Source organism: Streptomyces sp. NPDC090022 (assembly GCF_044748145.1).
Classification (GTDB): domain Bacteria; phylum Actinomycetota; class Actinomycetes; order Streptomycetales; family Streptomycetaceae; genus Streptomyces.
Genome location: NZ_JBIVFN010000023.1, coordinates 70,808 through 84,121, shown reverse-complemented (window position 1 = coordinate 84,121; position 13,314 = coordinate 70,808). Strand labels below are relative to the sequence as shown.

Annotated in this window: 13 protein-coding genes; 8 read left to right on the top strand and 5 right to left on the bottom strand. The window is 74.3% G+C overall.

Translation table 11 applies throughout. The features are described 5' to 3' along the window. A partial coding sequence (locus ACIPXB_RS29790) for a DEAD/DEAH box helicase (RefSeq protein WP_401454818.1) occupies window positions 1-1,518 on the bottom strand: 1,518 nt, incomplete at its 3' end. A 461-nt stretch (window positions 1,519-1,979) separates the two neighbouring features. On the opposite strand from ACIPXB_RS29790, the gene ACIPXB_RS29785 reads away from it, so the two are divergent. Then, window positions 1,980-2,726 carry a ferritin-like fold-containing protein gene (locus tag ACIPXB_RS29785; protein WP_401454745.1) on the top strand — a complete coding sequence of 249 codons (747 nt, stop codon included), beginning with the start codon at window positions 1,980-1,982 and terminating at the stop codon, window positions 2,724-2,726. A 168-nt stretch (window positions 2,727-2,894) separates the two neighbouring features. Here the strand turns inward: ACIPXB_RS29785 and ACIPXB_RS29780 are convergent, their stop codons facing one another. From ACIPXB_RS29780 to ACIPXB_RS29765, 4 genes are all read right to left on the bottom strand, one after another. After that, entirely contained in the window at window positions 2,895-3,188 is a 294-nt protein-coding gene (locus ACIPXB_RS29780; protein WP_401454816.1) for a hypothetical protein, read from the bottom strand. A gap of 123 nt (window positions 3,189-3,311) precedes the next feature. Beyond that, window positions 3,312-3,539 (bottom strand): DUF3107 domain-containing protein, encoded by a 228-nt coding sequence (locus tag ACIPXB_RS29775; protein WP_401454743.1) that lies wholly within the window; start codon window positions 3,537-3,539, stop codon window positions 3,312-3,314. A gap of 115 nt (window positions 3,540-3,654) precedes the next feature. Beyond that, window positions 3,655-4,296 carry a TetR/AcrR family transcriptional regulator gene (locus ACIPXB_RS29770; protein WP_401454740.1) on the bottom strand — a complete coding sequence of 214 codons (642 nt, stop codon included), beginning with the start codon at window positions 4,294-4,296 and terminating at the stop codon, window positions 3,655-3,657. A 158-nt stretch (window positions 4,297-4,454) separates the two neighbouring features. Beyond that, on the bottom strand, window positions 4,455-4,670 hold the full coding sequence (locus tag ACIPXB_RS29765; RefSeq protein ID WP_401454737.1) for a hypothetical protein: 216 nt from the start codon (window positions 4,668-4,670) through the stop codon (window positions 4,455-4,457). A gap of 120 nt (window positions 4,671-4,790) precedes the next feature. Here ACIPXB_RS29765 and ACIPXB_RS29760 point away from each other — a divergent pair, with 120 nt between their 5' ends. The 7 genes from ACIPXB_RS29760 (at window position 4,791) to moeZ (ending at window position 13,303) form a co-directional block, all read left to right on the top strand. Beyond that, the gene (locus ACIPXB_RS29760) at window positions 4,791-5,771 is read left to right on the top strand and encodes an alpha/beta fold hydrolase (RefSeq protein WP_401454734.1); all 981 of its coding nucleotides are present in this window, start codon (window positions 4,791-4,793) and stop codon (window positions 5,769-5,771) included. Window positions 5,772-5,776: 5 nt separating this feature from the next. Beyond that, window positions 5,777-7,276 (top strand): DUF3152 domain-containing protein, encoded by a 1,500-nt coding sequence (locus tag ACIPXB_RS29755; RefSeq protein ID WP_401454731.1) that lies wholly within the window; start codon window positions 5,777-5,779, stop codon window positions 7,274-7,276. A gap of 172 nt (window positions 7,277-7,448) precedes the next feature. Next, window positions 7,449-9,077, top strand: a complete 1,629-nt coding sequence (locus tag ACIPXB_RS29750) for a glycosyltransferase (RefSeq protein WP_401454814.1) — start codon at window positions 7,449-7,451, stop codon at window positions 9,075-9,077. Between the two features lie 335 nt (window positions 9,078-9,412). Further along, window positions 9,413-10,279, top strand: a complete 867-nt coding sequence (locus tag ACIPXB_RS29745) for a hypothetical protein (protein WP_401454730.1) — start codon at window positions 9,413-9,415, stop codon at window positions 10,277-10,279. A 49-nt stretch (window positions 10,280-10,328) separates the two neighbouring features. After that, window positions 10,329-11,327 (top strand): NAD-dependent epimerase/dehydratase, encoded by a 999-nt coding sequence (locus ACIPXB_RS29740; RefSeq protein ID WP_401454728.1) that lies wholly within the window; start codon window positions 10,329-10,331, stop codon window positions 11,325-11,327. Then, a complete protein-coding gene (locus ACIPXB_RS29735; RefSeq protein WP_401454726.1) occupies window positions 11,315-12,061 on the top strand; it encodes a spherulation-specific family 4 protein in 747 nt (248 codons plus the stop codon). The genes ACIPXB_RS29740 and ACIPXB_RS29735 overlap by 13 nt, the downstream gene beginning before the upstream one ends. 63 nt (window positions 12,062-12,124) lie before the next feature. Next, a complete protein-coding gene (moeZ, locus tag ACIPXB_RS29730) occupies window positions 12,125-13,303 on the top strand; it encodes an adenylyltransferase/sulfurtransferase MoeZ (RefSeq protein WP_401454723.1) in 1,179 nt (392 codons plus the stop codon). Window positions 13,304-13,314: the final 11 nt, after the last annotated feature.

Here is a 13,314-nt window from a genome sequence, read left to right as displayed (position 1 = left end):
CGCGGTCTCCTCCGCCACGGGGGCGGTCTCGACCGGGGTGACCACGGTGGCGGTCGCGGCGGCGGGCGCCGACGACACCGACGACACCGCCGACGCGGACGACGACGAGCGCGTCCGGCGGCGGCGCGGCTTGCGGGGCTCGGTGGCCTCCGCGGCCGGGCCGGCCTGCTCGGCCGCCGGCGCCTCGGCGACCGGGGTCACCGCGCCGGCGTCGGCGAGGTCCGCACCGCCGCGCGTCCGGCGGCGCTGACGCGGGGTCCGGGTGCGCGCGGGGCGCTCCGGGGCGGCCGTCGCGGCCGTCGCGGCGGACCGGCGGCCGCGGCCGCCGGGCTCGCCCAGGTCCTCCAGCTCCTCGGCCGCCAGACCGGCGCGGGTGCGCTCGGCCCGGGGCAGGATGCCCTTGGTGCCCGCCGGGATGTTCAGCAGCTCGTAGAGGTGCGGGGAGGTCGAGTAGGTCTCCTCCGGGTCGTTGAACGGCAGGTCCAGCGCCTTGTTGATCAGCTGCCAGCGCGGGATGTCGTCCCAGTCGACCAGGGTGACGGCGGTGCCCTTGTTGCCCGCGCGGCCGGTACGGCCCACCCGGTGCAGGAAGGTCTTCTCGTCCTCCGGCGACTGGTAGTTGATCACGTGCGTGACGCCCTCGACGTCGATGCCGCGCGCGGCCACGTCGGTGCACACCAGCACGTCGACCTTGCCGTTGCGGAACGCCCGCAGAGCCTGCTCGCGCGCGCCCTGGCCCAGGTCGCCGTGGACCGCGCCGGAGGCGAAGCCGCGCCGCTCCAGCTGCTCGGCGATGTCGGCCGCCGTGCGCTTGGTACGGCAGAAGATCATCGCCAGCCCGCGGCCCTCGGCCTGCAGGATCCGGGAGACCATCTCCGGCTTGTCCATCGAGTGGGCACGGAACACGTGCTGCGTGATGTTCGCGACCGTCGCGCCCTCGTCGTCCGGCGCGGTGGCGCGGATGTGCGTGGGCTGCGACATGTAGCGGCGGGCGAGGCCGATGACGGCGCCCGGCATGGTCGCCGAGAACAGCATCGTCTGGCGCTTCGCCGGAAGCAGGTTGATGATCTTCTCGACGTCGGGCAGGAAGCCCAGGTCGAGCATCTCGTCGGCCTCGTCCAGGACCAGGGCCTTGACGTGCGAGAGGTCGAGCTTCTTCTGGCCCGCCAGGTCCAGCAGGCGGCCGGGGGTGCCGACGATCACGTCGACGCCCTTCTTCAGGGCCTCGACCTGGGGCTCGTACGCGCGGCCGCCGTATATGGCGAGGACGCGGACGTTGCGGACCTTGCCCGCGGTCAGCAGGTCGTTCGTCACCTGCGTGCACAGCTCGCGCGTCGGGACGACGACGAGGGCCTGCGGGGCGTCGGTCAGCTGCTCGGGCGTGGCCCGGCCGGCCTCGACGTCGGCGGGGACGACCACACGCTCCAGCAGGGGGAGGCCGAAGCCCAGCGTCTTGCCGGTGCCGGTCTTGGCCTGGCCGATGACGTCCGTGCCGGAGAGGGCGACGGGAAGGGTCATCTCCTGGATGGGGAAGGGGGACACGATGCCGACGGCCTCGAGGGCTTCGGCGGTCTCGGGAAAGATCCCGAGGTCTCGGAACGTAGTCAGGGTGCTGCCTCTTCTGTGAGACGCGGCGCGAGGCGGCGAGGGGGGTCGTACCGTGCCTGGCTTGCAGTACTACGACGTACGAAGCTGCGCGGGACCACTGCCTTCGCTCAAGCGCGCTCATGCCGCTGAGGGGGCCCCTCGTGGCGGCGGCACGCTTGGACGTGCGCACCACGCTGGAGGGCGGTCGGTTGGAGCCGATCGGGCCACCGACCGGGCATCCTCATTCAGATGGCCCGTCGAGTATTCGGCAGGCGCATTACCACTGTACCCCGGAATCGCGCAGGCGTGTCGGGTGAATTCACCGGGTCGGCCTGGACAGCCCGACTGGCCAGGTGGTTCCGGCCCCCTCCCGGCGGGCTATTGTGCGGTGCATGTCGACCGCAGAAAACGCATCGCCCGCCGACGAGGAACCCACCGGGATCGCCGCCCAGGACTGGGTGCAGGCCTCCGCCTCCCCGCAGTACCGGGCCGCCGTCGTGGACCTGCTCGGCGCGCTCGCCTACGGGGAGCTCGCGGCCTTCGAGCGGCTCGCCGAGGACGCGAAGCTCGCGCCCACCCTCGCCGACAAGGCGGAGCTGGCGAAGATGGCCTCCGCCGAGTTCCACCACTTCGAGCGGCTGCGCGACCGGCTGGCCGCCATCGAGGCCGAGCCGACCGTCGCCATGGAGCCCTTCGCCAAGGGCGTGGACGACTTCCACCGCCAGACCGCGCCCTCGGACTGGCTGGAGGGCCTGGTCAAGGCGTACGTCGGCGACTCGATCGCGAGTGACTTCTACCGCGAGGTGGCCTCCCACCTCGACTCCGACACCCGCGCCCTGGTCCTCGGCGTGCTCGACGACACCGGCCACGGCAACTTCGCCGTGGAGAAGGTGCGCGCCGCGATCGAGGCCGACCCGCGCGTCGGCGGCCGGCTCGCGCTGTGGGCGCGCCGCCTCATGGGCGAGGCGCTCTCGCAGGCCCAGCGCGTGGTCGCCGAGCGCGACGCGCTCTCCACCATGCTGGTCGGCGGCGTCGACGGGATGGCGGCCGGCTTCGACCTCGCGGCCGTGGGCGAGATGTTCACCCGTATCACCAAGGCGCACACCAAGCGGATGGCCGCCCTGGGCCTGGCGGCCTGAGCGGTACGGCCCCCGCCACGGGGCCCGGCACGACGGCCCCGGTGCGCGGCGCGCACCGGGGCCGTCGTCTGCCGTACCGTCAGGGGCGCCGTCGTGTGCCGCGCCGTCAGGGCGCGTGCGGCGGGCAGGCGCTGGGCGGGGCGGCCGCGGCGAGGCGGCCGGCGGCCGCTACGACGGGACTGAAAACGGAGTACGCGCCGACGACCGTCCGGAACGGGCGGCGGGCCGCAGCAGCAGCGACAGCACCACCGCCGAGACGAACACCGCGCCCCCGAGGGTCGCCATCAGCGTGTTGTGCCCGGGCCCCAGCGAGAAGTGCGTCAGGTACGCCCCGAACAGCGCCCCGCCCACCCCGCTGACCAGCACGATCCGGGTCGACGGCAGACGCCCGGCGAGCGTTCTGAGCGCGACCGCGGACAGGGCGAGACCCAGCAGAGCAGAGCCGAGCACTTCGAGCAGCACCATGAGGTCCCTCCCACACATCAGGGCGATCCAGGTCACTGCCGTCCTACCCGAAGCGGAAGAAACGGAAACGGCCCGGTGGAACAACCACCGGGCCGTGTCACGGGCTTCTCGCCAGCCGGCTCAGAGCGCGCCGAACCCGACCTTGCGCACGCTGGGCTCGCCCAGGTCCACGTACGAGATGCGGTCGGCCGGCACCAGCACCTTGCGGCCCTTGACGTCGGTCAGGCTGAGGAGCGGCGTCTTGCCGGACAGCGCGTCGGCGACAACGGCCTCGAGCTCCTCGGCGCTCAGTCCGCTCTCCAGCACGATCTCCCGGGGTGCGTGCTGCACGCCGATCTTGACCTCCACGGCTATGTCCCTCCGACGGTCCGGTTTCGCGCGGTGATCGCGCTGTACGCCGACCACATTAGCCCGGAGAGGGGATCGGCACGGCCCGTGCCGGACACGCTGCGAGCGAACAGTTTCAGTGGGCGTCGGTCCCGTGCAGCGGGAACCCGGCGATACCGCGCCAGGCCAGCGACGTCAGCAGCGCGACCGCCTTGTCCCGCTCCACCGGGCTCTCGCTGGAGAGCCAGTAGCGGGCCACGACCTGCGAGACCCCGCCCAGGCCGACCGCCAGCAGCATCGACTCGTCCTTGGACAGGCCGGTGTCCTCGGCGATGACCTCGCAGATCGCCTCCGCGCACTGGAGCGAGACACGGTCCACCCGCTCGCGCACGGCCGGCTCGTTGGTCAGGTCGGACTCGAAGACCAGCCGGAAGGCACCGCCCTCGTCCTCCACGTACGCGAAGTACGCGTCCATGGTCGCCGCGACCCGGAGCTTGTTGTCGCTCGTCGAGGCCAGCGCCCCGCGCACCGCCTGCAGCAGGCTCTCGCAGTGCTGGTCCAGCAGGGCCAGGTAGAGATCGAGCTTGCCGGGGAAGTGCTGGTAGAGCACCGGCTTGCTGACGCCCGCGCGCTCGGCGATGTCGTCCATCGCGGCCGCGTGGTACCCCTGCGCGACGAACACCTCCTGGGCGGCGCCCAGCAGCTGGTTGCGTCGGGCTCGGCGCGGCAGTCGCGTGCCCCGCGGGCGCGCCGCCTCGGTCTGCTCGATGGCTGTCACGCCGCCTCCCACTTTCTCTTTGAACACAGTGCGCTCTGCGCCGCGCCCGCCATCGTACTTTTCGGTAACCGTATCCGGGGGGTCCAGGCCGAGATTTCTCGCGCTGCGGACGCCCCCGGCGCTGGTCAGGCCCGGTCACCGGGGTACCCGGCGGAGCATCAGCGGTAGTCGTCCTCGTCCTGCGGGACCACACGCGCCTGCTCGGCGGCGTCCCCCTCGGCCGCCTCACCGGTTTCGAGTTCCGTGAGCGGGTCGTCATCTTGCGGATTCAGTTCGGTCTGCTGCTCGACCGCGTCCCCCTCCGGGGCCTCCGCGTCGAGCGTTTTCCGGACCTGTTCCTGGAAGGTGTCCGGCTCCGCGGGGTCGACACTCATGCGGCTCCCCTCTTTTCCTCGCTCACCTATGAGCCTAGGAGAGTCGGGGTTCCGCCGCTATGCGGACTTGTGACCGCGAACACACGAGGGCGAGCGTGATCGTCTCGTAACATTGCCCGCATGTCTTCGACGGAGCTGCCGGGTGTCCGGTCCACCGCCACCGCGTCCTCCCCGGCGGGCGCGGTCCGGGTGGCCGAGGGTGAGCGGCTGCGCCGCGTCGTGCTGCCCGGCCTGACCCTGAGCGTGCGGGCGCGCCCACCGGCCCGTACGGACCTGCCGCCCGCCCTGTACGTGCACGGCCTCGGCGGGTCCTCGCAGAACTGGTCGACGCTGATGGCCCAGCTCGAGGACGTCCTCGACGGCGAGGCCCTCGACCTGCCCGGCTTCGGCGACTCGCCGCCGCCCGCCGACCGCGACTACTCCGTCACCGGTCTGGCCCGCGCCGTCATCCGGCACCTCGACGCCGCCGGCCGCGGCCCGGTCCACCTCTTCGGCAACTCCCTCGGCGGCGCCGTCACCACCCGGGTCGCCGCCGTCCGCCCCGACCTGGTGCGCACCCTCACCCTCGTCTCGCCCGCCCTGCCGGAGCTGCGCGTCCAGAGATCGGCCGTGCCGACCGCCCTGCTCGCCGTGCCCGGCGCGGCCGCGCTCTTCGCCCGCCTCACCCGCGGCCTGACGGCCGAACAGCGCACCCGGGGAGTGATGGGCCTCTGTTACGGAGACCCCTCGCGGGTGACGCCGGAGGGCTTCCGCAACGCCGTCGAGGAGATGGAACGGCGGCTGGAGCTCCCCTACTTCTGGGAAGCGATGACCCGCTCCTCGCGCGGCATCGTCGACGCCTATACCCTCGGTGGCCAGCACGGACTGTGGCGACAGGCCGGGCGGGTGCTCGCGCCCACCCTGCTGATCTACGGCGGCCGGGACCAGCTGGTCTCGTACCGTATGGCCCACCGGGCCGCCGCGGCCTTCCGGGGTTCGCGGCTGCTGTGCCTGCCGGAGGCCGGGCACGTGGCCATGATGGAGTACCCCGAGGTCGTGGCAGCGGCCTTCAGGGAACTGCTCCGTGACACTGACGACCGAGACAAAGACGGCAGAGGCTGAGACCGGTGGGACGACATAGTCGCAAGGACCCCGCCCCCGCCCGCCCGGCGAGTGCCGAGCCGGCCGCCGCCGACAGGCCGCGCGGCCGGCGCCGCAGGACCGAGCCCCCCACCACACACCAGGGGTACGCCCCGCCGCCGGCCCCCGGCGCGCGCGCGGGCCACCCGCAGATGTACGAATCCGGCGGCGCCTGGGGCACGGGCCCCACGGCCCCGGCACCCCGCCCCGCCCCGGCACCGGACCCGGCCGCCGGGGCCGTCTACGGCGACTGGCGCGGCGTCCCGCGCTCCCGGCCGGCGGGTCCCGCACCCGCTTCCCCTTCCTCCCCTTCCTCCCCTTCCCACCCTTCCTACGGCGGCCCCGGCGCGCCGTCCGCCGCCCAGGCCGCGCTCCTCGACACCGGCGTCCCGCCCTACGACGCACCGCCCTACGAGACCCCGGCGGCCGGATACCCGCAGGTCAAGCTGCCCTCCCCGCGCCGCGAGGCCGTACCGCCGCGTGCGGAGGCCGGCGACGCGCCGTACGCGCGGTCCCTGGCGTTCATGGACTCCGCGGTGTCCACCGAGCCGGCGGGGTCCGGCGGCGCCCCCGCGGACCCCGTCACCTCCACCGGCTCGCACCGCCGGGTGCCCGCGCCGCGCCCGCCCGCGGAGGAGCCGCCGGCCACCGGCCGCGGCAGCCGCGCCCGTACCTACACCGGCATGGCCGCGGCCGCCGTCACCACCGCGCTCGCGGTGGTCGTCGCCCTCCAGGTGACCGCCGAGAACGACACCCGGCAGCCCGGCACGCTCGCCGCCGACGACGGCGCCGGCAGGGCGGCCCCGCAGCGGACCCCCGTCTCCCGGTCCGAGGACCGCGCGACCCCGGAGGCCGCCGCGCCCGCGCCGCAGCCGGCCGCGCCGAAGACGTACGAGCAGCTGATGGCCGAGGTGTTCCCGCTCGACGCCGGGCTCAAGGGGCCGAACGCCTTCGACGCCGTGCGGAGCGGGGCCAAGGCGCCCGGCAAGGGCCGCCTGGTCCGCTACCGGGTGGACGTCGAACAGGGCCTCGGCCTGGACGCGGACCTCTTCGCGGAGGCCGTCCACCGCACCCTCAACGACCCCCGGAGCTGGTCCCACGACGGGGCGATGACCTTCGAGCGGGTGACCTCGGGCGAGACGAAGTTCGTGATCACCCTGGCCAGCCCGGGGACCACGGGCATCTGGTGCGCCAAGTCCGACCTGGACACCACCGTCGACAACGTCTCCTGCGACTCGGGGTCCACCGAGCGCGTGATGATCAACGCCTTCCGCTGGGCGCAGGGCTCGGCCACGTTCGGCCAGGACCAGATGTTCGCCTACCGCCAGATGCTCATCAACCACGAGGTGGGCCACCGGCTCGGGCACGGGCACGTGAACTGCAAGACCCCCGGCGCGCTCGCGCCCGTCATGCAGCAGCAGACCAAGTCCCTCGAGATCGACGGCGTGCGCTGCAAGGCCAACCCCTGGGTCTTCCCCGACAACTGACCGTTTAGCGCTCCTGAACGCCCGCCGCAGGCGAAAGTTACGACTCTTCACCCCTTCCGGTGGCGCGACGGACAACCGTCCGTCGCGCCACCGGCATATCCGCTTGAGTTCTCCCGCGGCGGGTCACCGGACCGACGGAGGCCGCCTGAACGGGAGATCGGGGGTGCCGCTCGTGCGGATCGGGCTGCTCACAACGGGTGAGTCCAGGCTGTGGTGCGAACGGCTCGTGCGCGGGCTCCCGCAGCACGAGTTCGACCTCTACACCATGCACCGCGAGCGCGGCGGCGCCGCCCGGCCCGGCGGCGGCCGCGCCCACCGCACGGCCGAACTGTGGGCCCCGGCCGACGACGGACGCAGCTACGGCCGCCGCGAACGGCGCCGCTTCGCCGCCCTCTTCGGCGAGCTGATGACCGGCATCTGCACGGGCGACGGGGCCCCCTTCGCCGCCGGCCTCTACGGGCTGGCCGAACTCGCCCGGAACGAGGGCGGGCTGTACGCCGCCCTGCGCTCGGAGACGGCGGTACGGGCCGTCGAGTCCGCCTGCCGGGCGCCCGGCGCGAGCCCCGCCGTCCAGACGGCGGGCGTCCCGGACCTGCTGGCGTTCGTGGACGAACTGGAGCGCGCCCTGCGGCCGTTGTCCCTGGACTGGTACGACGACCTCGGCGCCGCCGACGTCTGCCACGCCGCGGCCGGCGGCGTCGTGGCCCTGCCCGGGCTGCTGGCCAAACGCTTCTTCGGGGTCCCGCTGCTGCTCACCGAGTACGGGGTCCAGCTGCGCGCGCACTACCTGGCGGCGCCCGACGCGCGCCGGGCGGTCCGGGCGCTGCTCGCGGCCTTCCAGCTGCGGCTGGCCACCGAGCTGTACACCGCCGCGGACACCCTGACCCCGGGCAACGCGCACGCCCGGCGCTGGCAGGAGCGGTGCGGTGCGCCCCGGGACCGGCTGCGGACGGTCTACCCGGGGATGGAGGCGGACCGATTCGCCACCGTCGGCGAGGCCGCCGACCAGGGCGATCCGGACACCCTGGTGTGGGTCGGCCGGATAGAGCCGGCGAAGGACCTGATCGCCCTGCTGCACGCGTTCGCGGAGATCCGCCGCGCGGCGCCCGGCACCCGGCTGCGGCTGTTCGCCACGGCCGTCTCGCCCGCGTACCTCGCCGACTGCCGTTCGCTGGCGGCCCAGCTCTTCCCCGACGAGGCCGCGAACGCCGTGACGGTGGGGGAGAGCCCGGTCACCTTCGAGGAGATCGGCGGCCCCGAGGCGCCCTCGGTCGCCGACGCGTACGGCGCCGGCCGCATCGCCCTGCTCTCCTCGGTCGTGGAGGGCTTCCCGATCACCCTGGTCGAGGCCATGCTGTGCGGCCGGGCCACGGTGTCCACCGACGTGGGCGCGGTGTGCGAGGTCATCGGCGGCACCGGCCTGGTGGTCCCGCCGCGCAACCCCCGGGCGCTGGCCGACTCCTGCCTGACCCTGCTGCGCGACCCGGAGCGGACCGGCCGGCTGGGCGCGGCCGCCCGCGCCCGGGCCCTGGAGCTCTTCACGGTGGAGCAGAACATCGCCGCGTTCCGCGAGATCTACCTCCAGCTGGTAGCCCACCGCACCCCACCCCCGTCCCGCGCCTTCTTCACGGCCCCACCCGAAGCGGTCATCCCAGGCCACTGGACGGCCCCGACCTGGGCCGCGGGCGCCGCGACCTGGGCCGCCCCGGCCGCGGGCGCCACAGCGGCGGCTGCACCGCCCCCGGCCGTCCCGGCCGCGGCGGGCCCGGCCCTGGCCGACTCCCCGGAGGCGACGGTATGACCACCGCCGCCACGCCGGGCAACCCGGCCCCCACTCCAGCCCCTACGGCCCCTGCGGCGGCCCCCGCGCCTGCGGCGGACCCCGCGCCTGCCCCGCTCCCCGTGCTTGCCGTGCCTGCGGCGGCCGCCGCGTCTGCTGTGACTGCTGCGTCTGCCGTGACTGCCGCGCCCGTCGCGCCTGCGGCGCCCGCCACACCTGCCGCCACCGGCGTGCCTGCGGCGGACCCCGCGCCTGCCGGGGGCGCGGCCCCCGGGAGTGGTGGCGGCCGACGGCGCGGGGGTGGGGATCCCGTCAAGGCGTTGCTGTACCGGCATCGGGATCTATGCGAGCGGGCCGTGGATCCGCTGGAGATCGCCGCCGGGCTGGAGGCGCACGGCATCACCGACCGTACCGCCGCCCGGTTCCGGCACCGGGACGTCTTCTCGCTCGCCGAGGAGCTCTACGCCCGGGTGCCCCCGGCCGACGGGGCCGGTGGTCCGCCGCGGTCCGCCGCGGGGGCCGGCGGTGCGGACGCCGCCGCCCGCCGGGTCACCCCGCGCGCGCTGCGCGCCGTCGGGTACGCGGTGCTGCCCGGCGCCGTCGCCCTGCTCGCCACCGTGGCGGCCGCCCTCGCCGACGGCCGCCCGCTCCTGCCCGGGGCGGCCGGCGGGGCGCTGGGGGCCGGGGCGTTGGGGACCGGGGCCGGGTGGGCCGCCGTCGTGGCCGTGCTCGCCGTCGTCGCCGGCCTCGGCCGGCCCCGGCGGCGCACCCTCGCCGTGCAGCTGCTCGCCGCCGCGGCCACCGGGTACGCCGTGCACCGCCACGGGCTCGCCCTCGGCGTCGGGCTGGCCCTGGCGGTCGCCCCGGCCCACCTGGCCGGCGGCTGGTTCGCGGCCCGCGCCCGGCGCCGGCTCGGCAGCAGCCCCGCGCTCGCGGACTTCGCCGCCGGGGCCCGGCCCCTGCTCGTCGCGGCCGTCGTCGCGTACGCCGCGCTCGCCCTGCCGCTGCTGGCGCTCGCCGGCGCTCCGCCGCTCGCCGCCGCGCCGCTCGCCGTGCTGCTGTTCCTGGCCCGGCTGCTGCTGCGGCACGGGACCGGGCGGGCGCCTGTCCTCACCGTGTTCACCGCGCTCGCCGCGGGCGCGGTTCCGGCCCTCGCCGCCGCCGGGCTCCTGGTCCACGCCGTCTTCGCGTTGTCCCGTGCATCCGCACACGCACACACATGAAGGAGAGACAGGACATGAACGGGCAAGCCAACCCAAGGGGGTCCGCGCGATGCGGGTGCTGCTGATCGGAGCCAACGGATACCTCGGCCGCTACGTCGCCGACCGGCTGCTCGCCGACCCGGCCGTGCAGCTCACCGCGCTCGGCCGCGGGGACGACGCCGACGTCCGGTTCGACCTCGCCACCGGCAGCCCCGGAGCCCTCACCCGGTTCCTGGACGCCGTCCACCCCGGCGTCGTCATCAACTGCGCCGGCGCCACCCGCGGCGGCGCCCGCGAGCTGACCCGCCACAACACGGTGGCCGTCGCCACCATCTGCGAGTCCCTGCGCCGCAGCGGCTGCGGGGCCCGCCTGGTCCAGCTCGGCTGCGCCGCCGAGTACGGGCCCAGCCAGCCCGGGTCCTCCACGGCCGAGGACGCCGTCCCCAGACCCGGCGGACCGTACGGCGTCAGCAAGCTCGCGGCGACCGAGCTGGTGCTCGGCTCCGGGCTGGACGCCGTCGTGCTGCGGGTGTTCTCACCGGTGGGCCCGGGCACGCCCGCCGGATCGCCGCTCGGCCGGCTCGCCGAGGCCATGCGCCGCGCCATGCAGTCCGGCGACGGCGAGCTCAAGCTCAGCGGACTCGGCGTACAGCGCGACTTCGTCGACGTCCGCGACGTGGCCCGGGCCGTGCACGCGGCCTCGCTCTCCGCCGCGCAGGGCGTCGTCAACATCGGCACCGGGCGCGCGGTCCGGCTGCGCGACGCGGCCGCCGTCCTCGCCCGGGTCGCCGGCTACGGCGGCGCCCTGCACGAACTGGACGTCCCCGCACAGCACCCGCAGGGCCACGGCCAGCCGCACGGCTACCGCATCGGAGCCCCCCGCTCCGAGGCCACCGCCGAGCAGCTCGCGGCCCCGCCCTCGCCGGCCGCGTACCCGTACCCGGACGGCTGCGGCGCCTGGCAGCAGGCCGATGTGCGCACCGCCCGGGACCGGCTCGGCTGGCGGCCGCGGATCAACCTGGAGGAATCCCTCGCGGACATCTGGATGGAGGCGGCATGCCGCATCTGACGAGCCCGCCGGGCGCGCTGGCGCCGGCCACCGAGTCCGGCCGCCCGGGCTTCGGCATCCCCGGCTACGCCCACCCGCTGGTCGCCCCGGTGGAATGGGCCGAACTCACCCGGCCGGGCACGCCCCTGCACTGGGCCGTGCTCAACGTCGCCGACGGCCCCGGCCGGCGGCCCGACCCGCACTGCACCGAGGCCACGGGCCGGCTCGCCGGGGCCGGCGGCACCGTGCTCGGGCATCTCGCCATGCGAGACGGCGCCCGTCCGTTCGGCGAGCTGATCTCGGACGCCCACCGGTACGTCGACTGGTACCGGGTCGGCGGCTTCTACCTGGCCGACGCCCCCGCCGACCGCACCGAACTGGCCGCCGTCCGCCGGGTGGTGGAGACCCTGCGCACGCTCGGGGACGGGCTGCACGTGGTCCTGGGCCACGGCACCCATCCGTACGCGGGCTACGCCGAGGCCGCCGACCAGCTGGTCACCTTCTCCGGCGGGTGGGCCGACTACCGCTGGTCGCAGGTGGCGGAGTGGACCTCGGCGTACCCGCCGGAGCGTTTCTGCCACCTCGTCCACGGGGTGCCGCGCACCCATCTGGACGAGGCCCTGCGCATCGCCCGCTGGCAGGGCGCCGGGACGATCTGGTTCACCGACCGGCACGGCACCGGGGACCCGTGGGCCGGCATGCCCGCGTACTGGGACGAAATTGTCTCGCGTATCGGACAGGGTGTCTCGGAATGAAGGAGGGCGTGGCAGTGTTACGGGGAGAACAACCTTTCAGACTTACCGATCTACGGAGTCCCCGTGTCGCTGCCACCCCTGGTCGAGCCAGCAGCTGAGCTCACCGTTGACGAGGTCCGTCGGTACTCCCGCCACCTGATCATCCCGGATGTCGGGATGGACGGCCAGAAGCGCCTGAAGAACGCCAAGGTGCTGGCCGTGGGCGCGGGCGGCCTCGGCTCCCCCGCCCTCATGTACCTGGCCGCGGCCGGCGTCGGCACCCTGGGCATCGTGGAGTTCGACGAGGTCGACGAGTCCAACCTGCAGCGGCAGATCATCCACAGCCAGTCGGACATCGGCCGCTCCAAGGCCGAGTCGGCGCGCGACAGCGTGCTGGGCATCAACCCGTACGTCAACGTGGTCCTTCACGAAGAGCGGCTCGAGGCCGAGAACGTGATGGAGATCTTCAGCCAGTACGACCTGATCGTCGACGGCACGGACAACTTCGCCACGCGCTACCTGGTCAACGACGCCTGCGTGCTGCTGAACAAGCCGTACGTGTGGGGCTCGATCTACCGCTTCGACGGCCAGGCCTCGGTCTTCTGGTCCGAGCACGGCCCCTGCTACCGCTGCCTGTACCCGGAGCCCCCGCCGCCGGGCATGGTCCCGAGCTGCGCCGAGGGCGGCGTGCTGGGCGTGCTCTGCGCGTCCATCGGCTCCATCCAGGTCACCGAGGCGATCAAGGTCCTCACCGGCGTCGGCGAGCCGCTCGTCGGCCGCCTGATGATCTACGACGCCCTGGAGATGCAGTACCGCCAGGTCAAGGTCCGCAAGGACCCCGACTGCGCGGTCTGCGGTCCGAACGCGACCGTCACCGAGCTCATCGACTACGAGGCCTTCTGCGGCGTCGTGTCCGAGGAGGCCCAGGAGGCGGCCGCCGGTTCGACGATCACTCCCAAGCAGCTCAAGGAGTGGATCGACGACAGCGAGAACATCGAGATCATCGACGTCCGCGAGATCAACGAGTACGAGATCGTCTCGATCCCCGGCGCCAAGCTGATCCCCAAGGGCGAGTTCCTGATGGGCAACGCCCTCCAGGACCTGCCGCAGGACAAGAAGATCGTCCTGCATTGCAAGACGGGTGTCCGCAGTGCGGAAGTCCTCGCCGTGCTGAAGTCCGCGGGCTTCTCGGACGCGGTGCACGTCGGCGGCGGCGTGATCGGCTGGGTCCACCAGATCGAGCCGGAGAAGCCGGTCTACTGACCCGGCCGGAT

Coding starts and splice junctions, on each gene's coding strand:
- ACIPXB_RS29785 (WP_401454745.1), top strand. CDS start 1,980: ATGTCGACCGCAGAAAACGCATCGCCCGCCGACGAGGAACCCACCGGG.
- ACIPXB_RS29765 (WP_401454737.1), bottom strand. CDS start 4,670: ATGAGTGTCGACCCCGCGGAGCCGGACACCTTCCAGGAACAGGTCCGG.
- ACIPXB_RS29760 (WP_401454734.1), top strand. CDS start 4,791: ATGTCTTCGACGGAGCTGCCGGGTGTCCGGTCCACCGCCACCGCGTCC.
- ACIPXB_RS29740 (WP_401454728.1), top strand. CDS start 10,329: ATGCGGGTGCTGCTGATCGGAGCCAACGGATACCTCGGCCGCTACGTC.
- ACIPXB_RS29735 (WP_401454726.1), top strand. CDS start 11,315: ATGCCGCATCTGACGAGCCCGCCGGGCGCGCTGGCGCCGGCCACCGAG.